The following is a 24,393-nucleotide window of genomic DNA, read 5'->3' as shown; positions in this document are numbered from 1 at the left end:
GCTTTCACTATTACTATCTTACTATAAAAACTTGTCATCCTTCATTCGTCAGGATGACAAATTGTGTGGGCTATGTGTTAGAAACTAGTTTCTTTTTCTATTCTTTTTTAGTTCAGAATAAAAATCTATGTTTCTATGTGTTTAATTTTTTTTGCCACTAATTCCACTAATTTTTCACTAATTAGAAATTTGTGGAAATTCGTGAAATCCGTGTTTATTTTATAATCTTATAATGCTTTAAACCTTCCAAAATTCCTTCTGAAGCAAATGTTTTTGCCACATAAATACTTTTAGTTGTTTCATAATCTGCTAATTCTGCGCTTCGGTTGCCGACAATAATTCCTTTTATTGGCCCTCTAAACATATCCACATCGTTTCCTGAATCTCCCGCTGCAATTACATTCGAAAGCGGTATCGACCATTTTCGGCATAAAAATTTTATTGCATTTCCTTTGGAAGCTCTTTTAGGAATGAAATCCAGAAACTGTCCGTGACTCGGAATAATATTTACTTTATACCAGCCTGTTCCCAAAGTCTCAATTAATTCGTCATGATTGTAATGCTCCTTTTCATAATAGTAAGAGATTTTATAAGGATTTTGTGCTTCGTCTTCCTGAAGTTTTATCCATTTAACAGCTTTCAATCGGTTTACGATATCGTCTCTTTTCCATCTTCCTGCTAAGAATTTTGCCCAGCCTTTATCAAGAATGTAATCTTTACCGTTGGTATAATAAATCTCAGTTCCTACAGAACAGATAATGAAATCGGGGAGGGAAAATTCTTCTTCGTCGATTACTTTTTTAACCAACTCTAAATTCCTGCCGGAAGCCATTGCAAAAGCCATTTTTTCGGTTCGATTGATAAGGTGTGTTTTTAACTCTTTTAATCCAGGATTTGCCAGTTTAGGTTCGATCAAAGTCCCGTCAATATCAGAAACCAATAAATGATCGATATTTCTTTTTAGTCTGCCAATATTAATATTTGGATAATGCTGTTTTTTGATTCCAGCACCTGAAGAAAGTGAAAGATTTTCATTGACCAATTCTACATATTGATTCACATGACTAACCCAGCTGTAATGTTTTTGAATATTAATGGCACCATTATTCGAATAATATTTCCATTGATTTTCATCGGTTAAAATATTCCTTAGCGATTTTTTAATCTGACTTTCTTCCTGTGGATTTACCAATTCTCCGTTCTGACAAACCGGAATAATTTCTGAAGGTCCACCATTTTTGGTAACTACAACCGGAAGTCCCGAACTTGCCGATTCTATTACGGTCAAGCCGAAGTTTTCATGCAAAGCTAAATTGACAAAAACACCTCGTTTTTCGGCGGCATAACGATAAATGATAGAAACTTCATTTTCGACATCATGTTTTTTAGGAATTGCCATTTTTCCATACAAATCGTATTTGTCCATTAGCAGAAGCAAATCGGTTAAAACGTTTTTTTCTGATTCGGGCATTTTGGCAATATCTTTTCGAATTCCTGCAAAAATGACCAGATTGGCAATGCTTTGAAGCTCTTTGTCTTTTCCGTAAACTTCGATTAAAGTATTTAGGTTTTTATGGCGGTCAGGCCTCGAAAGCGCCAGAATAATAGGTTTATGAGGATTGGTAAGAAATTTTGAAATACTTTCCGAAACCCAGTATTTTCTTTGTATTTCTTCCATGTTTTTTTCCGAATCGGTTTCCTGAAAATAATAAGGAACAAATTTTCTAGTGTCGATTCCCGGCGAAATAGCGTGGTATTTGGCTAATTCAAAATTCTTATAAACTTTATAAGTTTCAATTTCCTGTTCGGTAGAAGTTACAATAAATTCGGAAAGTTCTAGTGTTCGTTCTTCGGCGGCAATTCTGGCGGCGAATTTGAATTTCTTTTCGAGTTCTTCCTCAGTTTGTCCGCTTTCAAGTAATTTTTTCTTCTTGTAAAAACCTAAAGAGTGCCCAGTATGTGCAAAAGGTATGTTTAAAATGGAAGATAATTCGGCTGCGGCGTAACCAGCGTCTCCATAATGGGAATGAATCCAATCGGGAAAAATATTATGTTGTTTGATGTGCTGTACAACGCCATTCACAAAAGTATCCAGACCTTCCCAAAGCTGTTCTTTGGCTTTGTATTTTTTTCCTAGAAACGGAATTCGCCTAATATCCAATTTATCATTTATAATTTCAACTGGAACAGCATATTCAGGAGAAAGATGAGGATCGTCAATTAATCTTGTGAAAAGATGTACATGTTCGACATCTTCGTGTTGTGATAAAAATTCGGCTAATTCGTAGATATATTTAGTCTGTCCGCCGTTATCGGCATCACGACCGATTTCGAGTCCAGAACCTTTTAAGAGTCCATGTATATTGATAAGAGAAATTCGTAATTTTTTCATCATTCTTCCTTAAATTATTTAGAATTCGCAAGTTACTGCACCCATAAAGATTAGGAAGAAATAATTCCATTTAAAATTTACATATTTCCCATGTTTGAAGTGTGTTTTGGATGTTTAAATTATAAAAATTTGCTAAAGAAGTCAGTTTGTTGTTTTTTATCGAAAGATTCATGTTATTTGTTTTTCACGCAGATTTTGCAGATTTAAGCAGATTTTTAATTTGATTGATTTCTTCAATTTGATTAAATATTTGTGAGAATATATAGCTCCACTGAGCTTTTAAATTTTCACGCAGATTTTTTATAAAAAAAAACAAAGAAATCTGCTTAAATCTGCAAAATCTGCGTGAAACTAATCTAGGATATTATTTAATTCTGATTAATCAAATCATCAATTCTCGACAAAAGAATTTCAGGATTTGCTCCAGAAGATCCTGCAACCAAAGCTCCAGTTGCACAAGCGAAATTTAAAGCTTGCTGCGGTTCTTTATCTGTCAAAAGCGAAGTTACCAAAGCACCTAGAAAAGAATCTCCCGCTCCCACAGTATCTTCTACTTTTACGACATAACCTGTATTTTCATAAAGATGTTTATCCCATAATAATAAAGCGCCGTCTTTTCCTCTTGTAACGCAGATGGCTGTGGCATTGGTAAAAGAGCAGATAAAATTCATGTTTTCTTCCAAAGTGGTGTAAGGAGAATCGAAAGCAGCACTGATTTCCATTAATTCTTCATCATTAAATTTGATGAAATTGGCTGCATCCATTAATTGTTTTAAAATTTCATAATTATAATGTGGTTTTCTTAGATTGACATCAAAAACTTTGTAAGTGTCTGAATGAAGCAATTCTTCTAGTGCTTGTCTTGAAACTTCATCTCGGCAGACTAAACTTCCATAAATAAGAACGTCAGCATTTTGAACGGACTCTCTAGCTGCATCGTTTAAAATAATTTTGTCCCAAGCCGAAGGATAAAGGATTTCATAAGTAGCCGATTTACTTTCGTCTAAAATTACATTTACTAATCCAGTTGGATAATTATCTGATTTCAAGATAGTTTGTGTATCCAGCCCTAATTTTTTAATTTCATTGATAATCGCTTCGCCATCTGAATCATTGCCAACAGAGCTTATCATATTGACGTCGGCTCCTAAAGCTTTCATGCGAAGCGCCACATTAAGAGGCGCTCCACCAATTTTTTTTATGTTGTCAAAAATATCCCAAAGTACTTCTCCGAAAGCGACAGCTTTAAGTTTTTTGTCGTTGTTCATTCTAAATTTGTCTTTTATAAAATTGTCATTTTGTAGTTTTAAAACCACACGATTTTATAAAAATAGTAAAGATTGTCGGCATTCCCAAAGGATTCTGGCATGAAATAACGATTAATTATTAATTAGATCATTTATCGAAGCATTTTTTAGTGCAAGGATTAATTGGTTTAAACTAAAAAGCTGAATATAACATTCAGCTTTTTATAAGGTATCTATATAATGTGATTTTTCCTGTTTTTATGGTGTAAACAAGACCGTTCCTCCATTTGCAGAAAGATCAAAATCGAAAGTTGTATTTTGCAATTTTTGAGTGCTAAATTTAGATTCTTGATCGTTGCCGTCAGCGATTATAGAAATTTCTTTCCCCTTTAACATTGGCAGATTCACCGTAATTTTTTTGCGTACATTTTCTCCATTAATTGCAGCAACATACCATTTTGTATTTTTTCTACGGGCAATTACACAATACTTTCCAGGATAACCGTCAATATATACTGTTTCATCCCAAACGGTTGGTACATTTTTTAAGTAATCAAACAAGTAAGACGGTTTTTCTTTTAAGTTTTCAGGAGTTAAACCCCAATGCTGGACAGGCGAAAAGAATACTACAGCAGTTGCCATTTCAAAAGCATCTGTTGTTCTTCTTATGGTTCCTTTGTTCGGATCACGATGCAGACGTTTATTTAAGAAAACAGGCCCAAAATCCATTGCTCCAACTGTATTTCTAGTAAAAGGATAAATGGTTGCTGTTGAAGGATATCGATCACTGAATCCTTGCTGAAAAACTAAATTCTCAGAAGCTAAAACTGCTTCACTTGTCATGTAGTTGGGATACATTCTTTCCCATCCTCGTGGCAGTGTAGCGCCATGAAAATTAATTCCTAAACCGAATTCAGCTGCATCAGTTAGTATATCATGATATAATTTCATGGTAACTTGTTTATCGCCTCCAAAAAAGTCAATTTTTAACCCTTTTACTCCAATTTGCTGTAACCACTGCATTTCTTTTCTGCGGGCTTCTGCTGTATTCATTTTATCTTTTGGAGTCTGTGGTGCTGTATTCCAGTTCCCGTTGGAGTTGTACCATAAAATAACGCCTACATTTTTTGATTTGGCGTAATTTACCAATTCGGTTATTTTTTCTTTACCAATTTTTACGTCCCAAAGAGCATCAATTAAAATAAACTCGCATTTTAGGTCTGATGCAAGATCGATAAAAGTTTTTTGGTCGTTATAGTTGCAGCTTTCATCCTGCCATACAATCCAGCTCCAACTTGCGCGGCCTGTATCAAATATTTTTGAGGATTTAATAAGCGGTTTTACAACATCTGTGGAAACAGTAGATTCTACAATTGGTTTTAGTGTTTTTCCCAGTGTAATGGTTTTCCATGATGTCTGCATTGGCAGAGTAGAAGAGGCTGTTACTGCTCCATTGAAGTTATTTTCTCCTTCCTGAGGAAAACTAATGGTATAAATACCGTCTGAATCAACATCACTTAATCTTGTTCCGGGATAATTACCGCTTATTCCAGTTTCAGAAATCAACAACCAGCCTTTATTTCCTAAATGAAAAAGTGCCGGAAAAGTAAAACCTAATCCGTATTGTGATTTTGTTCCAATTTTCTCTTCTCTTGTATATTCCTCCTCATAAGATGGTTTTGTTTTCTCCCATCCGCTTAGTGGAGGCGCCTGTGGCGTTATAAAAGTGGTTGTCCCTGATGGAAGTTTGAAACCAGTGATTTCTTTTTCGACAATGCAGTCCCCATTATTCTTTTTAGTTTTTGGAATTAAATAGCTAAAAGCAACATCACTATTAGAAATTCTGAAAATTATACTAATCGTATCTTTTTGTTTATTCGTAAAAGTAAATTTAGATTCATTTGCGAGATAGTTTACCTGACTGACTTTTGAGCGGTTTAGTTTATAGGATTCTTGAATTTTAGAGGAAGTTTTACCAATTAATTTTAGTTCTTTTGTAAAATCTCCTGCTGAACTTAAAAGTCCTAAAGGCGATTGGCTTAGAAATTCTTCTTTTTGATAGAATAAACTATAGAAGACTTTTCCATATATAACAGATACTTTTAGTTCTAGATTTTTATCAGGACTTAATACTGCTGTAGTTTGTGCTTTCAACGAATTGGAATAGGAGAGAAAAAGCAAGACGAATAGAATTAATCTCATAATGTGGTTTTTAAAGTTAATAAGTTTAAGTGTAAACTTAACACTTTAAAATAAAAAAAATATACTTTTATAAAAGAATTACTTATTTAATCAACTTCAGTATTTCCCTAAAATTTTCATTTTTAGAATCTTTAACTAACTCGTAAAGACACATTTCAACGCTGGTAATTCCAATTCCTTTGCCCTGCATTTTCTGAAGGCCTAAATCTATACTGTCTTTAGAACGAGAAGAAACACAATCTGTTACAATTTCCACTTCATAATTATTTGTAAAAAGTCCCATAGCAGTTTGATAAACGCAGATATGCGTTTCAATGCCACAAACGAGCCATTGTTTCCTATTTGTTTTTAGAACAGCTTGACGAAATTCTTCGTTTTCAAATGCATTAAAAGTATATTTTTCTATCGGCTTTTGATTTTCAAGTAATTTATTTAATTCGGGTACAGTATTTCCTAATCCGTTTGGGTTTTGTTCTAGAGAGATTATAGGTATAGAAAGTACTTGACAGCCAAGGATTAGTTTTTCAAGATTGCTAATCATTTTTTCACTTTCGTACACAATACGTGCGAGTTTGCCTTGTATATCAACGATTATTAAACCTGTGTTTTCTTGTGTCAGCATATATTTTTGTTTAAGATTTAGCTATCTAATTTACTCAAAAAAGACATGCAAAAAGAACTTCTTTAGGTAGAAAACAATTCAATTTTGAATATTGAAAATATTGAATTTTTGGTTTTACTACAAATTTTCCTTAACTCATTACAAGATGTAACTTTTAGGCTGTATTTTATAAAACAAATAAATTCCAGTATGCTAAATTTGGTCAAAATGTAATAAAAATAGAAGTATGCAGATCAATTCAATTTGGGGAAGCAAAAAGAAAATTTCGTTCTGGGACAAATTATTTAGAAGAGATAAAATCATCAGCAAAGAGCTGAGTACACCAGATATCATTGAGAAGAATTGCCAAGGATTATCGTTAGGAACGCATAATTTAAAATCATTTCTTTTCTCTACCGATATGGCTCTAATTGAAAATAATGATGCCGATGCAATTTTGGCTGTTTATCCTTTTCCGCCTTCTCCAAAAATCATAAAAACACTAATTGATTTTTCGGGAAAACCAGTTGTCTGCGGAGTTGGAGGAGGAAAAACAAAAGGCAAAAAATCTCTAGAAATGGCAATTTATGCTGAAGAAATGGGAGCATCAGGTATTATTGTAAACATCCCATTTGAGAATAAAGACATTAAAAGGATTAGACAAAAAGTTTCGCTTCCGATCATAGCAACTGTAGCAACTTCTGATTTTGACTTCCTAAAAAAGAGAATTGAAGCAGGAGTGAACGTTTTTCATGTATCGGGAGGCATGAAAACCAATCAAATTGTAAGTGAAATTAAAGCTAAATTTCCTGATTTTCCTATTATGGCAACTGGCGGAAAAAGTTTAAAAGATATTGAAGAATCAATAGTTGCTGGCTCTAAAGCAATCGTGCTTTCTCCGCCTTCTAATAAAGATTTATTCAAAAGTATCATGGATAAATATAGAAGCAGTTTGAATACTTTTTGATTTAATTAATCGTTTTCTATATTTGTTTTAATAATTATTTAGCTCTTTCTTAAACTAATCAAAAAATGAAGAAATTCGAATTGTATTGGAAAGACCTTAATATAGGATCGATTATTGAAAGAAACTGGGATATGAGAAGTTCTGGTGATATTGTTTACAAATTTGATTATTTGGCTGAACCATCTGAAAATGAACATATGGCGGACTATTTCCTGTTGATGAAAGTGGAGTTTAATAAAAGAAATGAAGAACAAAGAGAATATTTTTAAATTATTGATTTTTATAGTATTATTCATTATGATGCTTATTTGGGCTAAGTATCTTTCTGGCAGTAAAGATTTCTATAAAAATGCGCTTGAAAATAGGAAAGAAGAATCATATTCAGGTATTGTGATTGAAAAGTATATTGATTCATCTCAACATTGTACTCCAATGCTAAAATTTACCCAAAATTTAAGTGTTTCATTAGAAAATAGTTTTTGGGACAAAGTAGAAATTGGAGACTCAATAGTCAAAACTAAAGGACAGGCCTATATTAATTTATACAAAAACAATAAGCTAAAACAAGTATTTGATTATAACATCTATTTTCAAAATGTAATGAAACAAAAATCAGAAAACTAGATTCTATATTATCTTCTGCTAGCGCGAGATTTAAATTTATATGCAAATAAATGTTATGAAAGCAAGTTTCTTTTTAATGTCAATATTTTTACTGTTACAAACTTTTCAGTCCTCTGCTCAAATTTATGGAGAATTTAAAGTTTTAAAAATTGATTCCACCCCAAATTTTTATTTAATTAATGTGAAAAATAAAAAATGGAAAGGACTAATTCTTACACCAAAAAATGATAGTTTAGAAGATAAAAAACAATGTAAAATTGAATTGGGTAAACGATATGTACTTACTTTATTATTGAATTCTTTAACACGCGGTATTCCAAGTACTGCATCTCCTCAAATTGCTATTGATAATAAGGTTATTTGGAAAACAGGTGACAATTTTATGGTTTATTTTACTGACGATATTAGAAGGTTATTTTATTTGAGGCAAGAAAGAATAATTCAATAGATCAAATCCCGCCATAACGCAGCGTAGATCCCAAAACCAGCATCGCAACTCCAATTAAAGTAACGGTTAAAATAATAAATGCCATTATCTTGATATTGTATTTATCAAGATTTGGAATAAAATACAATTGTGCACAAATAGCACAAACGAAAGTACAGAATAACAGTACTAGTTTGGTTGAAATTACAGTTTCGAAACCACCTGAAAAATCAAACCAGGTTTCGATAGTAACACCAAAATCGTAGGCCATCCAGATTCCTGTTACAATCAATAAAGCCAAAGAAGACATTCCGAGAGCTTCAAATTTCTTTTCAAAATTTAGAATAATTTTTGGGTCTTTTTTCTTTAAAGCTTTTGGAAGATAACCGATACTTAAAAGTAAATGACCGCCAACCCAAACTGTCGCAGCCAAAAGATGAATAGTTAATATAAAATGATGTAAAGTCATAGTTGACTATTAAATTTTCTGATAGAAATCATTCCCTAAAAACAACTTTTATTTTTGAGGTAGAATAATTCTTTACTCTTATTTCTTTATGGGAATCATTTAATTTTGAAAGCGTTGGCACATTATTCATAAAATGCTGCACATAATAATTGCCTTCAAAATTTTGTGTTTCGAGGTATTCAATCATTTGAACAAAATCATTTTCTGTAATTAAGGAAGAATGAAAAGTAGTCCGAATTTCAAACGGAATAGTAGACCGAATTAAAAGTTTCAGACTTTCTTCAAATTGAGAAAATAAGCCTGACTGCGTTATTTTTTTAAAGGTATGAGGAAGACTTTTATAATCTAACGCGACATAATCAATTAATTGATTATGAATCAGGCTGTTCAGTATTTTTGGGTTAGAGCCGTTAGTATCTATTTTAACAGCAAATCCCATTGTTTTGATTTCTTTGATAAAAGAAATAATATTTTTAGAAAGCGTACACTCTCCGCCGCTCAATACCACGCCATCCAATAATCCTTTTCGGGTTTTAAGGAAAGAAAGGATGGAGTCAAAATCCATTTTTCCTTTTCCCAAAACAATCTCTGGATTATAGCAGTATAAACACCGCATGTTACAGCCTGCAAACCACACAATGCAGGCCGTTTTATGCGGATAATCTAATAAAGTAAAAGGCGTGAGGCTAAATATTCCTTTAGTAGATAATTGCTTCTTCGAAATGTGTACGCTGTTGGTGTTCACCTTTTTTTCCTATGTTAAAACTTTCTACGGGTCTGTGATAACCCATTACTCGCGTGTAAACAAGACACTTGCTTCTTTTGCTGTTGTTCTCTGTTAGTATTTTATGCGTTTTTGTTTTCATAAGCTAAATGTTTTTGGTTGTTGGCATGCAGTAATTCTTCGTCGCATTTTGGACAGTATTCGTGTTCTCCGTTCAAATACCCATGAATAGGGCAGATGCTGAAAACTGGTGTTACGGTTATATAAGGCAGTTTAAAGTTGGTTAAAACCTTTTTGACAAAGTTTTTACAGGCTTCAGGGCTGCTTATTTTTTCTCTCATATAAAGATGCAAAACTGTACCACCAGTATATTTACATTGTAATTCATCCTGAAGCAATAAGGCTTCAAAAGGATCTTCGGTATAATCTACCGGAATTTGTGAACTATTGGTATAATAAATGTTCTTGTCGTGTCCCGCTTGTAAAATTTCTGGAAAACGTTTCTTGTCTTCTTTTGCAAAACGATACGTTGTACCTTCAGCTGGTGTCGCTTCTAGATTATATAGATTTCCGGTTTCTTCCTGAAATTCTTTCATTCGTAATCGGATGTAATCCAGAATTTCAGTAGCAAAATGAATTCCCGAATTGTCAGTTATATTCTGTTTTCCTTCTGTAAAATTAATTACCATTTCGTTCATTCCGTTTACGCCAATGGTAGAAAAGTGATTCTTAAAATGCTTTAAGTAACGCTGTGTATACGGATATAAACCACGGTCATACATTTCCTGAATAAACTTTCTTTTTTTCTCTAAAGTCGATTTTGCAATAGTGAGCAATTCATCTAAATGAGCAAATAAATTGATGATGTTTCCTTTGTGCAAATAACCCAAACGTGCCATATTGATAGTCACAACTCCAATGCTCCCCGTCATTTCTGCACTTCCAAAAAGTCCATTGCCTCGTTTTAATAATTCCCTTAAGTCGAGTTGTAATCGACAGCACATACTTCTTACAGCGTTTGGTTTATAAGCGTTGGGATTTTCAATTCGGTTTCCGTCATCATCCAAAAGATATTGGCTTCCAATAAAATTCTGAAAATAAGACGACCCAATTTTAGCCGTGTTTTCAAACAACAAATCAACATTTTCGCCATTCCAGTCAAAATCTTCTGTGATATTAACTGTTGGAATAGGGAAGGTAAACGGTTGTCCGTTGGCGTCACCTTCAGTCATAATGGTATAATATGCTTTATTGATGAGATTCATTTCTGTTTGAAAATCAGTATACTTTAGGTTTTCCAGTTTAGAAACGCCTCTTTTTTGGGCTTCGTGAATCAGATTTTCATCAGTAACATTCAAAAACAAATGCAGATCATTTTTCGTTGGAATTTGTTCTTTTAAATCATCTGGTACATTCCAGTCCAAAGTAATGTTGGTAAAAGGCGACTGACCCCAGCGTGCTGGAACATTCAGATTGTAAACAAAACTTCTAACGGCTTTTAAAACCTCATCATAGGTAAGTTGATCTTTAAAAACATAAGGAGCCAGGTAAGTATCAAAAGAACTGAAAGCCTGAGCGCCTGCCCATTCGCTTTGCAAAATTCCTAAAAAATTAGCCATTTGTCCCAATGCTTCTCTAAAATGAGAAGGAGGTCTGCTCTCGACACGGCCGCGCACGCCGTTAAATCCTTCGTTCAAGAGCACGCGCAGGCTCCACCCAGCGCAGTATCCGGTAAGACAATCCAAATCATGGATATGTATGTCGCCATTCCTATGAGCAGATCCTTCTTCTTTATTGTATATTTTATCCAGCCAGTAATTGGCTATAACTTTTCCAGCGGTATTACTGACCAATCCCGCGTTTGAATACGAAATATTCGCATTGGCATTAATTCGCCAATCTGACTGATTGATGTATTCCTCAACAGTTTGTGTACTGTCTATGAAAGTAGTGTCATCGTTTAAACCGTTAACATGTTCCCGCTGTAATTTTCTGGTATGTCGATAGATGATAAACGAACGCATGGTTTGGAAATAGCCATTTTCAAAAAGCACTCTTTCGATCATGTCCTGAATTTCTTCTACAGGCCAGGAATACTTAACCTCAAGACCTGAAAGGACAATTTTATAGATTTTTTTATCAAAAGTTTTATTGACACTTTGAAAAGCTTTTTGAATCGCATCATGAATTTTATAAGCCTCAAAAGGTTTATAATCTCCATTGCGTTTGATGACATATTTTTCCATTTTTTATTCTTAATTTATAAACTCGTTGGTGATATTTTTTAACACATAGAAACATAGTTTATTGAAGATTAAAAAAGGCGTTTCACTAATTTAAATGCACATAGTTTTGTTATGTGTGGAAACTGGTTTCTTTAGTGTTCTTTTTTTATAAAAATCTATTTTTCTATGTGTTAAATTGTACTTTTTATATTACACTCAACAGGTATATTTATGACACTTTTTCAAAAGTTTTTTCGAGTTCGATTGCTTTAGGGAATAAAATATTATTCTCCATGTGAATGTGTTTTTTCAAATCTTTATCAAATTCTTCGAGCATGGCAAAAGCAGCTTTGTAAGTTGTACACGATTCAACCGGTGGCGTATAATTGTTGGTTAAAGCGGCAATTCTTTTGAAACGCTGTCCTTCGGTAATATGATCTTCTCTTAAGCTTGTTATCGGATTTTCGATACTGAAAAATGGTGGTAAGTCAAACGAAGTTCCTTTATTCTGAGCTGCTTTCATTTTTTTAATGAAAGGAAAAACTACCAATTCTTCCCTTTTCATATGAGCCGTCAAATCCAAAGCCGATTTAGAGAAAATAGTATGTATTTCATGCAGTTCTGGATGAATAGCACCGTGAACACCGCACAATTTGGTTAAATATTGAATAATGATCGGTGCTTTTTCTTCAATATATCGATGATGCGTTTTGGTAATATAATCCGCAATCATATCTGCTGGCCATGATTTGTAATCAAAGGACTGGTTGGCAGAACTGTTTCTGGCTTTTTCGATATGTTCGATAAGTTCATTTTGCTCAATGTCTCTTTTTTTACAGACTTCCTCAATGGTTCGATATCCTTTACAGCAAAAATCGATGTGGTATTTTGTGAAAATTGCCGCTGTTCTAAAATCATCTGCTACAATTTCGCCAATCGTGGTTTTATTTGTTAGTTTCATATTAGTTGGGGATTTATTGGTTTCAGCACATTTCTTTGTTTGATGCCTTGCATTGTTTAACGATAATTAAAGACACCGCAATCATATTTGAAAATTCTATAAACGGAATGGTAATTTCGTGTGTTTGTGTAAGTGACACGGCGTAATTATGAAGCTCTTTTATTTTTTCAAAAGCCAAATCGGCATCTCGTTCTTCGCTGGTATAAAAAGCTGTAACGAGTTTTTGTAATTCTTTTTTTAGTATTTCAAAAGCTAGATAATCATCAACTTGATGTGCTTTTGGAAACTTTGGAATTAAGATTCTGTTTGAAAATAGAAATCCAGCAATCGTTCTGTCAACATTTTCTGATGCTTGATGCGCAAATACTAAAGCTTCTAAAAGTGAATTGGAAGCCAAGCGGTTTTTACCATGAAGTCCCGTTCTAGCACATTCACCAATAGCATATAGATTTGGAATTGCGGTTGCTCCATTTTGATCTACTTTGATACCGCCACATTGGTAATGCGCTGCAGGAACAACTGGGATTAAATCTTTTTCAGGTTGTATTCCAAATTCATTACAGTGTGCTGCAATTATTGGAAAATTAGAGTAGAATTCAGCTTTATTTAAATGCCTGCAATCCAAGTAAACATGATCTTTTCCGCTCAATAGAAGTTCTTTGCTGATGGCATTGGATACCATATCTCGTGTCGCCAATTCGCCTCGAATATCATATTTAAACAAGAATCTTTTTCCATCTTCGTTTACAATATGTGCACCAAAACCTCTTACGGCTTCAGAGATTAAAAATAATGGATTCTCTTTACTCGCATATAAAGCTGTTGGATGAAACTGTATATACTGCATATCCGCGATTTCTGCTCCTGCACGTGCCGCCATTGCAAGTCCGTCGCCAGTAGCAATTTTAGGATTGGTAGTATTTTCAAAAAGCTGGCCGCATCCACCTGTACTTAAAACAGTGGTTCTGGTTCTGATGTATTTTATTCTATTCTGTTTTTTATCATAAAAGAAAGCTCCGGTGCAAGTTGTTTTATTTTTCTTGGTTTCGGTATTCAAGTCAATAACCATATGATTTTCCCAAATTTCTATGTTTGGCATTTTCTTGATTATTTTGAGCAGTTTACGCTCAATTTCCAATCCGGAACTGTCTTTATGATGTAGTATTCTATGTTGTGAATGCCCGCCTTCCAGACCTAAATTCCATCGGCCTTTTTCATCTTTGTCAAATGAAGTTCCAATTTCGATTAATTCCTTAAGTCTTTCTGGAGCTTGCGTAATGACCATATTAACGATGTCTCTATCACAAAGTCCGCCACCAGAACGAAGCGTATCATGTATATGTTTGTTAAAACTATCTTTTATAAGATCTGTCACCACCGCAATACCGCCTTGTGCAAGCTGTGTATTAGTATTTCTGGCTGCTTCTTTAGTCATTATAACAATAGATAAATCTGGGCGTTTTTGAGCCGTTTTCATGGCGAAAAATAATCCCGAAATACCTGAACCGATGATTAATATATCTGTTGTAAGCATGTTATTTTGATTTAGAGTTGTTGCAATTTTTTTTAAGATAATTGAAGCATTTTTTCAATTGGTTTTAAGGCTTCAATTCTCAGTTCTTCTGTTACCAGCATTTCCGGACTTTCATTTTTAAGACACAAATACAGTTTTTCCAATGTATTCATTTTCATGAAAGCACATTCGCTGCAGGCACAGCTATTGTCTTCTGTGGAAGGAGCCGGAATCAGCGTCTTGTTCGGTACAGCTTTTGAAAGCTCATGCAGGATACCGGCTTCTGTAGCCACAATGTAAACGGCAGCAGGATCCGTTTTAATGAAATTAATAATACCCGAAGTTGAGCCGATGAAATGCGCTGCTTTTAAAATATGACTTTCAGACTCTGGATGTGCTGCAATTTTTGCAGTCGGATTTTTGTTGTATAATTCGATTAGTTTGTCCAATGAAAAGGCCTCGTGTACCACGCACGAGCCTTTCCATAAGACGAGGTCACGTTTGGTTTCCTTTTGAAGATAATTACCTAAATTTTCATCTGGAGCAAAAATGATTTTATGTTCGTCGGATATCGATTCTATTATTTTTTTGGCATTCGCCGAAGTGCAAACCAAATCGCTCATGGCTTTTATTTCGGCAGAGCAATTAATATAAGTTACCACTACATGATCAGGATATTGTTTTTTGAATTCGCTGAAATCTTTCGGATCACAACCATCAGCCAAAGAACATCCAGCTTCCCAATCTGGCAACAGCACTTTTTTATTAGGATTTAAAATTTTGGCTGTTTCTGCCATAAAATGAACTCCCGCAAATACAATGATTTCTGCATTGGTATTTTGAGCTTTTTTAGCCAATTCAAGACTGTCACCAATAAAATCTGCTATTTCCTGTATGTTCTCATCTTGATAATAATGAGCTAGGATTACAGCATTTTTTTCCTGTTTCAATCGGGTTATTTCTTGTATTAGAAAGTTCTTATCCATTTTTATAATCCTAATAAAATGTTGGTTTGGAAGTGCGTTTAAGCATATAATTTTAATAGGGTAAATGTATTATCATCATTTCGTTCAAAACATGATTCAAATCATACTGTTAAAAGTTTATTTTTCTATATTACGCGGTCGAAGAGTTTTTTGACAATATTATTTTGTGCAGAATTAGTAGAAAAGAAAAAGCTGCAACTCTGGAATAGTTACAGCTTTTTTATTGATGAGAAATATTACTTCTAATTAACTAGAGAAATTCAAACCTTTATTTTTAAAACTCACGTAAAGTTCTTGTCTGGCTAAACTTATCGTTTCTTCAGTTCTATAGATACTGCACCAGAATTTGATTAAAAGTTTATATTTTCCGTCAGAAATAGCACTGTAATAAATTTGTGATGGTTTTGAACTGTTTACCATTGGTAAATTTGCCAATGTTTCGTTTACTATTAAATTAATTTCTTCTGGAACCGTTTCTCCTACGATCTCAAAAGTTACTTCAACTAATTTGTAATTATCGGTATACGTCCAGTTGGTAATATTCTGCGATAATAAATTACCATTCGGAATAATGATTTCTGCACCATTTGGGGCATTGATTTTGGTTGTTCTAAGTCCCATCGATTTTACTCGGCCTGATTCTGAACTAATTTCCACCACATCGCCAATCTGAATTGGTTTATCAAAAATTAAAATAATGCCCGATACAAAGTTGTTTACAATATTCTGAAGCCCAAGTCCGACACCTACACCTAAAGCGCCTAAAAGAATACTCAATTTATCTAAAGGCATTCCAGACGCAGCAACAGCTAAAAGATAACCACTTATTAAAACGACCAATCTGGTAATTAATAATTTAGAATGCTGTCTTTTGTTGATATTTTCTTCGTTTTCTTCATCAATTTCACCAAAGAAATACGCAACATAATTTTGAAGTAAATGTGCTGCCCAAATGATAATAAAGAATAAAACGATATTACCTAAAGTAAAGGTAATACTTCCGATAGTATTTGGATGACTTAATAACTTTTGAAAAGCGGCACGTAGTGATTCCCAAATATTCAAGTTGGAAGCAATAACAATCAGCCACATATAACTAATTACAATGATAAATGGCTTCTTTAAAGTGTCAGATAAATTTTCGTAATCGAACATTTTTACGATGCCTCTTTTTACTCTTGTGGTGTAAATCTGCAACAGAATAATTTCAAGAATAATCTTCAATAATACACTCAAAGCAACAATCTGTGTAAGAGAAATAAATGCTGTTAAACTTAGCATATTAGAAAGCGAAACTCTTCCGAATACATTATAAAGAATAGACAAAACATTTAAAGCAATAAAAAGGATGCTTGCCCATTTAAAGAAAGCTTTTATATAAAGTTCTTCTTTTAATGTTTTGATTTGTACCAAGCCATAACGGATTCCCAGAACATTAATGGCAACAAAAGCAAATCGCTGCAACAAACCAATCGTTATAAATAAATCAAGGAAGCAAAGCGCAAAGAATAATCCTAAAAGCATAAGCCAGTTACGCATTGAAACTCCTGACCACTGATTTTTGAAAAGTATTGTCAAAGCTCCAAGTAAAATAAGCTGCATAAATTCTAGAAAAAGGGCAGGAGCATATAAGTTGGTTACCACAACGATATTTAAAGCAATCACGATTACTGGAACAATAACACCACGATTTAAATATTTAAAGTTTAGCTGCGAAAGATTTTCGAAATGCCCGTTTGTTTTAAGGTATTTTATATTTCTGGAGATATACCAAAATAATAATCCCATGAAAAAACAAAGCGTGATTAAAGCGCCGGCTTTATAACCAACATAATAGGCCGCAACATTTTCTTCAATAATAATCTTTGCCTTAATATTATGCGTTACTTTTTTGTTTGCAGCAGAATCGCTAATCTGCCATAAAGAAGGATATTCTTTGTTGAAAATATTTATTCCAGACTTTTCAAGTTTGCTTTCAACAGTCACCAAAGCATTTGAAACGGCAATTCGGCGTTGTACAATTAGTCTTTTTTTAGTGTTTAATACAGTCTGATTAGTAGTCATTAAACTATCTGTGCCAACGTAGTGTTTTTTCAGATTAGCAAATTCTTTTTTGAATTGCTTACGGCGAATAGTATCTCGTATTAAGGTGACTAAAGTTTTATCTTTACGAAGTTCAATAACACGTTTTTTTATGTTTTCGAGATTCAGATTGTGTTCATTTACAGCTTTGTTCTGATCTTCTAATTCCTGCTGGATTTCCTGCAGTACTATGCGATACATCTGTTGGTTACGTACATTTGGATTAGCACCTTTTAAACTTGCCAGAATAAGGTTTAGTTTACTTTCGGTACGTTTCATGTCGCCAAAAAGATGGTGTGTGTCGCCTTTAAAATCAATATCGTTATAGGCAGATTCGAGAACTTCTTCTGCTTTTTCAATTGACATTAAATAATCACTGTCAGTTGCAGTACTGTCATTGAAAAGTCTTCCTGGAGTTTGTTTTTTAGTAAGTTGCTGTTCTTGAGAATTACTTTGTAGAGAAAGTAAAAGAAAGAAAAACAGCGATAAAAAATAAATAGGTCTTTTTTGAAAAATCATAATTTATGAGCTTATTTAGGGAGACCAAATTTAAATTTTTTTATAAAACTTTTTATCAACAAAAAATTAAATTAGACACATCTCTCTATTTAATCGTCAGATTTACTTTATAAAGCTGCAGACTCGATTTTTCAACTGATTTTTTTTAAAATAAAAATAGAATTATAAAAAACAGCAGTAATGATGCGCTCACCAAGAAAACAATAACAATATTAATTGTTTTTTGGGCTTTAAGCAGTTCTTCCATGCTCATTTCACTTGGTTTCTTTCGTTTCATTTTCTATTTTTACATTACAATCTGCACAAAATTTAATTAAAAAAGAATCCAAAACAATAGGTCAATTTTTTTTGACTACCCTGTAAAACTATGGAAGAAGTAGAAACTTGTCCGGCACAAAGGCTTTTAAAAATGTTATCCGGAAAATGGAAAGCAGAAATTTTTCGTTTGTCAGTAGAATCGCCTTTGCGATTTAATACTTTGCTGAGACAAATTCAAGGATCAAATAAACAATCTTTGGCCACTGCCTTAAAGGAATTGGAAGAAGAAGGACTTTTGGAAAAAACAACAATTAAGTTAAAACCGCTTCATATTGAATATAATCTTACCGAAAAAGGAAAAGCTTTGATTCCTGTTTTTAAGCAATTGGAAGGGTTATCTTAGTGAGGAATAGAATATGGAGAATAGAATATAGATTATCTGGGAAGAAAAAGTCTGTTTAAAGTAGAAAAGATCCCCAAGTACTACTCAGTGTGACCCCACGGAAACCACTGAGATTCTTTGAGAATCAAATCCTACATCCAAAAAATAAAAACGTCAGCTAAAAGGCGAGTACAGATTAATTGATAAAACCAAATTTATCTTCGAAGATTTTTCCTATTACAGGAATTGGTTTCTTTTGTTCATTTGCAGCATTAATAATTCCGAAGATCCATAAAATCAAGATTACATATCCAACGTAACTTAAGAAATAAAGAGCAGGAACTATACTCACCACAATCGATAAAGCAATATTTATGGCTAATGAAACCAAAAAGATTCCAAAACCTTGCTTTAAATGGTAATTTACTAGATCACTTTTAGGAGTTAAATCTTTACTTTTAACAAATGCTACAATCCATCCAATAATAGTGATATAGCTTAAAATAGAAAGGGTTTTATTATTCATCGTTTTAGTATTTATTACTTCAAAAATAGAAGCAACAAACCGATGCTGAAAGACTTGTTTTGTCTATGGGCGTTTTGAATTGGTATTAGGAAGATTTTGATTGTTAATGGTTGATTGTTTATGGTTTGTTGTTTATGCTTTACCGTAAGTAACTGAAACCTGGAATTTGGAATTTATTCTTTTGGATTTTAACCTTTCAATTTTCCTCCTTCATCAATTTAAAAAACTGTTCTTTTTTTCCTCTAGAAATTGGAACCACCGACTTATCATTCATATGTACCATTCCTTCACGAGAATAGCTTACAATTGAATTTACATTGATTAAATGGGATTGATGAACTCTAAAAAACATTGGAGGCTCTAACATGTCTTCGTAATTTTTCAGCGGTTTTGAAACCATTATTTTTCTGCCATCAGTCAAAAAGAAAGTGGTGTATGAACCCGAAGTTTCACATCTTAAAATTTGTTCTAATTTGACTACATACATTGCTTCCTGAGTTGGGAGAATAATTCGATCTGGTGTTTTGGTGAGATTCTGTTGCAATTCTGTTAGCTGTTGTTTTTCCAAAACTCTTTCTTGTAAAAGAGCGATACGATCAATAGCTGTTTTAAGTTCTTCGGGATCAATTGGTTTTAAAAGATAATCGATCGCGCTGTATTTAAACGCGTTTATAGCATGCTGTTCGTAAGCCGTTGTAAAAATAAGATGAAACGAATTAAATGAAATTTGCTGTAAAACATCAAAACCAGTTCCGTTTTGGAGCATAATGTCCATAAAAACTAAATCGGGTTTTAAGCGATCAATTAATTTTACGGCTTCTTCAACACTTTCCGCATAAGCGATAATCTGAATTTGATCTTGCGCCACCATTTCAAGTATAATCGATAAAGCTTCGCGTATGCGTTGTTCGTCTTCAATAATTATAGTTCTATACATTTTTATAGGATTGGAATGTTAATAATAACGATACAGCCGGTTTCACCGTTTTCGGATTCTTTTTCTAAAACCTGAAATCCCGCTGATGGATATTCTTTTTGCATTTTAGCTAATCTTTCGTCTGTAATAGTAGTAGACAGCGATTGATGGTTTTCTTTTATTTTAAGTTTACGTGAAGCAGCGAGACCAATTCCATTATCTTTAATAACACAAATTAGATTTTTCTGATCGGTTTGCTGTGTGAAATTAAGCTGCAATAATCCTTTTTCTTCTTTTGGCTTTGGCTTTAAGCCATGTTCGACTGAATTTTCTATAAAGGGCTGAATTAATAATGGCGGGATCAATATTCCATCTTCCACCGATTCATCGCATACAATGTTATATTCAAAACTATTATTAAGACGCAGCTGCTGTAACTCAATATAATTTTTAAGAGTATTAATTTCTTCTTCCAGAGAAATAGTTTCTTTTCTCGATTGTTCCAAGATCTGGCGTGTGAGTTTAGCAAATTTATTTAAATAAGAAACCGCTGGAATAGTATCTTTTTGCAGAATCATACTTTGAATATTTCCTAAAGCATTAAAGATAAAATGCGGATCCATCTGCGAACGCAGCAATCTTCTTTCCAATGAAAGTCTTGCAGCAAGGTTTTCAATTGTTTCTTTTTCCATTAATTGCACCTTAAGTTCACTATTGGCCTGTTCCTGTTTTAGAATTTCTTCTCTTTTTAAGTAATAACGCTGCCTGAAATAGTAGGAACGAAACATAAAGACAAGCCCGATCAATAAAACGCCTGCTATACCATAACCTAAAAGTTTATTCTGCTCTTCTAGTTCATTTTCAAGTTCAAGCTGTTTGATTCGTTCTATTTTTTTGGAAGATTCATATCTCGCATCGGCATTTTGCAAAAGCTTCTGGGTGCTTTCATTGTATTTTAACTGATTGTATTTAGTATACAAAGTATCATAAGAATAATAGGCCTCGTAATCTTGTCGTTTAACAGCAACCTCTTTAAGGCAATTGTAAAAGGTGGCTAATAAATAATTGTCAGTATAAGGAAGACTTTTTTGGTATTTAATTCCTTCAATAAATAATAATTCAGCTTTTGTATAATCTCCTTTTTCGGTATAATACATTCCCTGCAGACCAATAGCACTTCTGTAAATGATTTTTATATTGTATTCTTGTGCAATTGCAGTTGCCTTTTCTAGGTTTTCCAACATTGCACTTTCATCAATAGGTTTTGGGCCTTTTGAATAAAGATCTGCCAAATTAACGTAAGCAATTCCAATGTTGCTTTTACTGATGATATCGTGAGTATTTCTTTCAGCATAAGTAACGGTTTCCTTAAAGAAGTTTAAAGCAGCTTTCCATTCTTCTTTAAATCCTAATTCTAATCGATCAGTCAAATAACCGCCAAAAGCAAGTCGGGCATACAATTGACTTTCAGGATCTCTTGCTTTTGCAGCATGTTCTAAAGCTTCCCAAGAATATTTCCTTACTTTTTCTGGTGAGGCTGGAGAAAATAGATACGAAATATCCGAAGCAACCTTAGCACATTGGTCGTGAGCCTTTATTTTAGCAAAAAGTTTGTAAGCTGTTAAAAGATTTTCCAGTGCTTGAGGTTTATCATCGATATAAGATTTTAAAGCTCCTTGGGCCAAAGAAGCAAAAGCTTTAACTCGTATTTTATTTGTTTTTTCGGCTAGAATATAAGCGGTGTCTGCATAACGGGCAAATTCTTTTAAATGGAGCAAACGTCTTTGTGTAAGTGCCAGATAAGAATAGCAAATTACTTCATCGTCTATATTTTTTCTTTTTTTAGCTAGTTCCAAAGCCTGAAGCTGTATTTTTTTGCTGGCAGATGAATCTGAAAAACGTTTGGAATAGCCGTAAGCCACTATTTTTTCTATAGAAGAAACTTCCTGAGCATTAGAATAAGAAAAGAATAAAATAAATAGGAAAAATAACCATTTTGAATGGCTGTTATTCATCAGATTAAAAGTATTTTTTATGTACATATAGTGGTAATTATAGCCAAAGTACAAATTGAGAATTGACTGACCAAAAAAAAGAGCCGTCATTTTTTAATAGAAAAGTCTTGTGAAGTCCTGTTTTTTAAGCTGTTTCTAAAATTTCTTTTCTTGATAAAAGCATAGCATTACCAAATAAAAATCTAAAGACTCCATTTGCCAATTCCGAATTGTAGCAGCTCGATCTTAGTAGTAATCTTGTTGTTATTAATTTTTTTTTAAACCCTTAAATTATGAATAAGAAAATTTTTACATCACTGCTTATAGCTTGTCTATTTTTATCTGCTTTAACGTATGGACAGCAGGAAGATAAACGTATTAAAATTGAAATTTCTCTGAAAGATGGGAACAAAGTGGTAAAAGGTGCGGTTAGATCGGCTACTTTTTCTTTTACAAAATCAGTAATCAATTCCGAAACAAACGAAATTAAAAACAACTATTATTTTTCTCTTGATTTTGAAAAACAAGATATTGCTTTATTGGCTGCTTTCATGAAAAACAAAGCTGGAATTGACGGGCAAATAACCATGACAGATACTTATGGAAAACAGCCAACTAGAAAATTTGATTTTACAAAAGGAAAAATCGATTCTCTAAGTGATCAGATCACAGCAGATTATAACAGTGCTTATATGTCGCTTATCTGTGATACTTTGGTTATTGATGGCGTTAAAATTGACTAAGATGACAACATTAAAGGAATTTGTGAAAGACGGAAATCAGTATACCATGAAAAGACAATATGGTTTCGGTCTGTTGGTTGTTGGCGGTATGTTAGCGTTTACAATTGGGGGAATTTATTATAAGAACACAGCTGTAATCTGGATTTTTGGAATTCTAACAGTTCTTTGTTTTATTTCAATCTGGTCACAGCGTTTTGTTATAGATTTAGACCGAAATGAATTTATTATAAAAAACGGATTGATTAATAAACCTGTTCAGATTCTGTTTTCTGATTTTGTAAATTTTGAATTGGTAAAAATCAAGCACTATCTAATTACGACCAATGTGTGTTTAAATCTTTATTATATGAAAAACAATAAAGAAAAATGTACTGGAATTGCTCAAGCTTTTACCACAAGATCAATCCAGCGATTAATTAATGAAATCAATGAAATTGTAAAACTAAATGAACATTCGCGAAAGATATAATATCGAGGAAACTCAAAATTCTTTTTCTTTGTATCCAAATAAAACAACACTAAAGTTGTCAAAGTGGTTTTTGGCTGGAATTACAGCCTGCATTATCGCTTTACTTTTTTTGGATCATTATTTTGATGATGTGATGCGAGGTGTTATTTATGTACTGATAATATATTTCGTTTTACACAGTTTATATGATATTCAAATTGGATCAAAAATCCAGTATACTTTTGTAGTTACACAAAATGCAGTTTACAAACAGAGTCCGTTATTTTCGAAAAAGAAAATAATGAAACTCGATGAAGCTGTTATATTTGTGCAATCAGAAATGGGAAGCTGGTATTATGCTTTAGGAGCTAATAAAAGCCACTTTGTGAAAAATTACAGAATAAGTGAAGGATTTAGTTCTGGACGAATAAGTGTAGAAATTCAAGCAGCATACGAGAATTTTGTATTACAAAAAATAGATAAGCTCATAGATGCGGTACATTTAGAGCTTAAAAACTAAACCATCTAAAGATAGACTCTCATGAAAACCAAAAGCTTTTTATTTTTAATAGTTTTGATTACTGGAATTTCATGTAAACTTAGCAATGATAGCCCAGACCAGATTTTTAATACAATTGGATTAAATGCCAATAAAATTCCGTCAAGTTTTGAAAGAGTCTTTAAAGAATTCCGCCAGCACAAGGTGAATGGAACCTTACAGCTCCCAACAGAAGATGGAAAAAGCATGAAAAAAGCAACCTGTGTAGAAGTGGTAAAATATGCTTATGCCAATACTTTTAAAGAAGATATTCGAAGAATAAAAAACTTAAATTCAACAGAAGAAGCAGAACCAATTATAAAAGCTGGAATCGAATTGTTTGAATATGCAGACGAAATTCAAAACAAAGACTTTATGATGATTGCCCGAATGATTGATGAAGGCAAAGCGATGAAGAAATAGATGCAGCCGCCAAAAAGCTTGACAATACAAAAGGTATAATTTTAGATCAAAAGCAATCAAAAATGATGGATTTACTTCTTCCGTATGCCGATGCAAATGGAGTAGAATACAGAAAATTTTAAAAACTAGAAAACGGGTTGAAATCTTTAAGAATTTAGCTCGTTTTTTCTTTTACTCTATAAAATAGTATTGAAATAAAATGTAATTCTACAAAAATGCCTTTCAA

24 protein-coding genes are annotated in these 24,393 nt (G+C 33.1%); 9 read left to right on the top strand and 15 right to left on the bottom strand.

The genetic code is table 11. The features are described 5' to 3' along the window. Positions 1-214: 214 nt before the first annotated feature. From P2W65_RS18695 to P2W65_RS18680, 4 genes are all read right to left on the bottom strand, one after another. The gene (locus tag P2W65_RS18695) at positions 215-2,395 is read right to left on the bottom strand and encodes an HAD-IIB family hydrolase (RefSeq protein ID WP_289659947.1); all 2,181 of its coding nucleotides are present in this window, start codon (positions 2,393-2,395) and stop codon (positions 215-217) included. Positions 2,396-2,760: 365 nt separating this feature from the next. Further along, positions 2,761-3,660, bottom strand: coding sequence for a carbohydrate kinase family protein (locus P2W65_RS18690; RefSeq protein ID WP_289659946.1), 900 nt, complete (start codon positions 3,658-3,660; stop codon positions 2,761-2,763). Positions 3,661-3,897: 237 nt separating this feature from the next. Then, positions 3,898-5,841, bottom strand: coding sequence for a glycoside hydrolase family 97 protein (locus tag P2W65_RS18685; RefSeq protein WP_289659944.1), 1,944 nt, complete (start codon positions 5,839-5,841; stop codon positions 3,898-3,900). Between the two features lie 82 nt (positions 5,842-5,923). After that, positions 5,924-6,463 carry a hydrolase gene (locus P2W65_RS18680; RefSeq protein WP_289659943.1) on the bottom strand — a complete coding sequence of 180 codons (540 nt, stop codon included), beginning with the start codon at positions 6,461-6,463 and terminating at the stop codon, positions 5,924-5,926. Positions 6,464-6,689: 226 nt separating this feature from the next. Between P2W65_RS18680 and P2W65_RS18675 the strand changes: the two genes are divergently transcribed. The 4 genes from P2W65_RS18675 to P2W65_RS18660 all read left to right on the top strand — a co-directional run bounded on the left by P2W65_RS18675 (position 6,690) and on the right by P2W65_RS18660 (position 8,481). After that, positions 6,690-7,409: a beta/alpha barrel domain-containing protein gene (locus P2W65_RS18675; protein WP_289659942.1), complete on the top strand. Its 720-nt coding sequence runs from the start codon at positions 6,690-6,692 to the stop codon at positions 7,407-7,409. A 65-nt stretch (positions 7,410-7,474) separates the two neighbouring features. Then, on the top strand, positions 7,475-7,678 hold the full coding sequence (locus P2W65_RS18670; RefSeq protein ID WP_289659941.1) for a hypothetical protein: 204 nt from the start codon (positions 7,475-7,477) through the stop codon (positions 7,676-7,678). Then, complete coding sequence (locus P2W65_RS18665) at positions 7,653-8,033, top strand: hypothetical protein (RefSeq protein WP_289659940.1); 381 nt, start codon at positions 7,653-7,655, stop codon at positions 8,031-8,033. Before P2W65_RS18670 ends, P2W65_RS18665 begins: the two co-directional genes overlap by 26 nt. A gap of 55 nt (positions 8,034-8,088) precedes the next feature. Then, positions 8,089-8,481: a hypothetical protein gene (locus P2W65_RS18660; RefSeq protein ID WP_289659938.1), complete on the top strand. Its 393-nt coding sequence runs from the start codon at positions 8,089-8,091 to the stop codon at positions 8,479-8,481. A gap of 1 nt (position 8,482) precedes the next feature. Here the strand turns inward: P2W65_RS18660 and P2W65_RS18655 are convergent, their stop codons facing one another. The 8 genes from P2W65_RS18655 to P2W65_RS18620 all read right to left on the bottom strand — a co-directional run bounded on the left by P2W65_RS18655 (position 8,483) and on the right by P2W65_RS18620 (position 17,939). Continuing rightward, positions 8,483-8,929, bottom strand: a complete 447-nt coding sequence (locus tag P2W65_RS18655; protein WP_289659936.1) for a copper resistance protein CopD — start codon at positions 8,927-8,929, stop codon at positions 8,483-8,485. A 28-nt stretch (positions 8,930-8,957) separates the two neighbouring features. Next, positions 8,958-9,674: an anaerobic ribonucleoside-triphosphate reductase activating protein gene (locus P2W65_RS18650; protein WP_353511545.1), complete on the bottom strand. Its 717-nt coding sequence runs from the start codon at positions 9,672-9,674 to the stop codon at positions 8,958-8,960. Continuing rightward, on the bottom strand, positions 9,628-9,795 hold the full coding sequence (nrdD, locus tag P2W65_RS25425) for an anaerobic ribonucleoside-triphosphate reductase (protein ID WP_353511544.1): 168 nt from the start codon (positions 9,793-9,795) through the stop codon (positions 9,628-9,630). Before nrdD ends, P2W65_RS18650 begins: the two co-directional genes overlap by 47 nt. Next, a complete protein-coding gene (locus tag P2W65_RS18640; RefSeq protein ID WP_289659935.1) occupies positions 9,776-11,899 on the bottom strand; it encodes a ribonucleoside triphosphate reductase in 2,124 nt (707 codons plus the stop codon). Before P2W65_RS18640 ends, nrdD begins: the two co-directional genes overlap by 20 nt. 208 nt (positions 11,900-12,107) lie before the next feature. Next, on the bottom strand, positions 12,108-12,839 hold the full coding sequence (gene ric, locus P2W65_RS18635; protein WP_289659933.1) for an iron-sulfur cluster repair di-iron protein: 732 nt from the start codon (positions 12,837-12,839) through the stop codon (positions 12,108-12,110). A gap of 22 nt (positions 12,840-12,861) precedes the next feature. After that, positions 12,862-14,373, bottom strand: a complete 1,512-nt coding sequence (gene nadB / locus P2W65_RS18630; protein WP_289659931.1) for an L-aspartate oxidase — start codon at positions 14,371-14,373, stop codon at positions 12,862-12,864. A 32-nt stretch (positions 14,374-14,405) separates the two neighbouring features. Next, on the bottom strand, positions 14,406-15,338 hold the full coding sequence (gene nadA / locus P2W65_RS18625; protein ID WP_289659930.1) for a quinolinate synthase NadA: 933 nt from the start codon (positions 15,336-15,338) through the stop codon (positions 14,406-14,408). 246 nt (positions 15,339-15,584) lie between these two features. Further along, the gene (locus P2W65_RS18620) at positions 15,585-17,939 is read right to left on the bottom strand and encodes a mechanosensitive ion channel family protein (protein ID WP_289659928.1); all 2,355 of its coding nucleotides are present in this window, start codon (positions 17,937-17,939) and stop codon (positions 15,585-15,587) included. A gap of 367 nt (positions 17,940-18,306) precedes the next feature. Between P2W65_RS18620 and P2W65_RS18615 the strand changes: the two genes are divergently transcribed. Further along, complete coding sequence (locus P2W65_RS18615; RefSeq protein ID WP_289659927.1) at positions 18,307-18,600, top strand: winged helix-turn-helix transcriptional regulator; 294 nt, start codon at positions 18,307-18,309, stop codon at positions 18,598-18,600. Positions 18,601-18,775: 175 nt separating this feature from the next. Here P2W65_RS18615 and P2W65_RS18610 read toward each other — a convergent pair whose 3' ends face one another. The 3 genes from P2W65_RS18610 to P2W65_RS18600 form a co-directional block, all read right to left on the bottom strand. Beyond that, complete coding sequence (locus P2W65_RS18610; protein ID WP_289659926.1) at positions 18,776-19,105, bottom strand: DUF4870 domain-containing protein; 330 nt, start codon at positions 19,103-19,105, stop codon at positions 18,776-18,778. A gap of 196 nt (positions 19,106-19,301) precedes the next feature. Continuing rightward, a complete protein-coding gene (locus P2W65_RS18605; RefSeq protein ID WP_289659925.1) occupies positions 19,302-20,042 on the bottom strand; it encodes a LytR/AlgR family response regulator transcription factor in 741 nt (246 codons plus the stop codon). A gap of 2 nt (positions 20,043-20,044) precedes the next feature. After that, entirely contained in the window at positions 20,045-22,036 is a 1,992-nt protein-coding gene (locus tag P2W65_RS18600; protein WP_289659923.1) for a sensor histidine kinase, read from the bottom strand. A gap of 272 nt (positions 22,037-22,308) precedes the next feature. On the opposite strand from P2W65_RS18600, the gene P2W65_RS18595 reads away from it, so the two are divergent. The 4 genes from P2W65_RS18595 to P2W65_RS18580 are packed head-to-tail and all read left to right on the top strand — an operon-like array spanning position 22,309 to position 24,167. Continuing rightward, positions 22,309-22,758, top strand: a complete 450-nt coding sequence (locus P2W65_RS18595) for a hypothetical protein (protein WP_289659921.1) — start codon at positions 22,309-22,311, stop codon at positions 22,756-22,758. 1 nt (position 22,759) lies between these two features. Next, positions 22,760-23,227: a hypothetical protein gene (locus P2W65_RS18590; RefSeq protein ID WP_289659920.1), complete on the top strand. Its 468-nt coding sequence runs from the start codon at positions 22,760-22,762 to the stop codon at positions 23,225-23,227. Beyond that, a complete protein-coding gene (locus P2W65_RS18585) occupies positions 23,205-23,726 on the top strand; it encodes a hypothetical protein (RefSeq protein WP_289659919.1) in 522 nt (173 codons plus the stop codon). Before P2W65_RS18590 ends, P2W65_RS18585 begins: the two co-directional genes overlap by 23 nt. A 21-nt stretch (positions 23,727-23,747) precedes the next feature. Then, entirely contained in the window at positions 23,748-24,167 is a 420-nt protein-coding gene (locus P2W65_RS18580; protein ID WP_289659917.1) for a hypothetical protein, read from the top strand. Positions 24,168-24,393: the final 226 nt, after the last annotated feature.

This window comes from Flavobacterium panacagri (genome assembly GCF_030378165.1).
GTDB lineage: Bacteria > Bacteroidota > Bacteroidia > Flavobacteriales > Flavobacteriaceae > Flavobacterium > Flavobacterium panacagri.
Note: the sequence above shows the minus strand (reverse complement) of the source record. Positions and strands in the feature narration are given on the sequence as shown.

Excerpts from the sequence above, each read along its gene's own strand:
- P2W65_RS18665 (WP_289659940.1), top strand. The coding sequence starts at position 7,653 with ATGAAGAACAAAGAGAATATTTTTAAATTATTGATTTTTATAGTATTA.
- ric (WP_289659933.1), bottom strand. The coding sequence starts at position 12,839 with ATGAAACTAACAAATAAAACCACGATTGGCGAAATTGTAGCAGATGAT.
- P2W65_RS18685 (WP_289659944.1), bottom strand. The coding sequence starts at position 5,841 with ATGAGATTAATTCTATTCGTCTTGCTTTTTCTCTCCTATTCCAATTCG.
- nadB (WP_289659931.1), bottom strand. The coding sequence starts at position 14,373 with ATGCTTACAACAGATATATTAATCATCGGTTCAGGTATTTCGGGATTA.
- P2W65_RS18620 (WP_289659928.1), bottom strand. The coding sequence starts at position 17,939 with ATGATTTTTCAAAAAAGACCTATTTATTTTTTATCGCTGTTTTTCTTT.
- P2W65_RS18670 (WP_289659941.1), top strand. The coding sequence starts at position 7,475 with ATGAAGAAATTCGAATTGTATTGGAAAGACCTTAATATAGGATCGATT.
- P2W65_RS18580 (WP_289659917.1), top strand. The coding sequence starts at position 23,748 with ATGAAAACCAAAAGCTTTTTATTTTTAATAGTTTTGATTACTGGAATT.
- P2W65_RS18600 (WP_289659923.1), bottom strand. The coding sequence starts at position 22,036 with ATGAATAACAGCCATTCAAAATGGTTATTTTTCCTATTTATTTTATTC.
- P2W65_RS18680 (WP_289659943.1), bottom strand. The coding sequence starts at position 6,463 with ATGCTGACACAAGAAAACACAGGTTTAATAATCGTTGATATACAAGGC.
- P2W65_RS18605 (WP_289659925.1), bottom strand. The coding sequence starts at position 20,042 with ATGTATAGAACTATAATTATTGAAGACGAACAACGCATACGCGAAGCT.
- P2W65_RS18585 (WP_289659919.1), top strand. The coding sequence starts at position 23,205 with ATGAACATTCGCGAAAGATATAATATCGAGGAAACTCAAAATTCTTTT.
- P2W65_RS18690 (WP_289659946.1), bottom strand. The coding sequence starts at position 3,660 with ATGAACAACGACAAAAAACTTAAAGCTGTCGCTTTCGGAGAAGTACTT.
- P2W65_RS18675 (WP_289659942.1), top strand. The coding sequence starts at position 6,690 with ATGCAGATCAATTCAATTTGGGGAAGCAAAAAGAAAATTTCGTTCTGG.
- P2W65_RS18615 (WP_289659927.1), top strand. The coding sequence starts at position 18,307 with ATGGAAGAAGTAGAAACTTGTCCGGCACAAAGGCTTTTAAAAATGTTA.
- nadA (WP_289659930.1), bottom strand. The coding sequence starts at position 15,338 with ATGGATAAGAACTTTCTAATACAAGAAATAACCCGATTGAAACAGGAA.
- nrdD (WP_353511544.1), bottom strand. The coding sequence starts at position 9,795 with ATGAAAACAAAAACGCATAAAATACTAACAGAGAACAACAGCAAAAGA.
- P2W65_RS18640 (WP_289659935.1), bottom strand. The coding sequence starts at position 11,899 with ATGGAAAAATATGTCATCAAACGCAATGGAGATTATAAACCTTTTGAG.
- P2W65_RS18655 (WP_289659936.1), bottom strand. The coding sequence starts at position 8,929 with ATGACTTTACATCATTTTATATTAACTATTCATCTTTTGGCTGCGACA.
- P2W65_RS18610 (WP_289659926.1), bottom strand. The coding sequence starts at position 19,105 with ATGAATAATAAAACCCTTTCTATTTTAAGCTATATCACTATTATTGGA.
- P2W65_RS18660 (WP_289659938.1), top strand. The coding sequence starts at position 8,089 with ATGAAAGCAAGTTTCTTTTTAATGTCAATATTTTTACTGTTACAAACT.
- P2W65_RS18595 (WP_289659921.1), top strand. The coding sequence starts at position 22,309 with ATGAATAAGAAAATTTTTACATCACTGCTTATAGCTTGTCTATTTTTA.
- P2W65_RS18695 (WP_289659947.1), bottom strand. The coding sequence starts at position 2,395 with ATGATGAAAAAATTACGAATTTCTCTTATCAATATACATGGACTCTTA.
- P2W65_RS18590 (WP_289659920.1), top strand. The coding sequence starts at position 22,760 with ATGACAACATTAAAGGAATTTGTGAAAGACGGAAATCAGTATACCATG.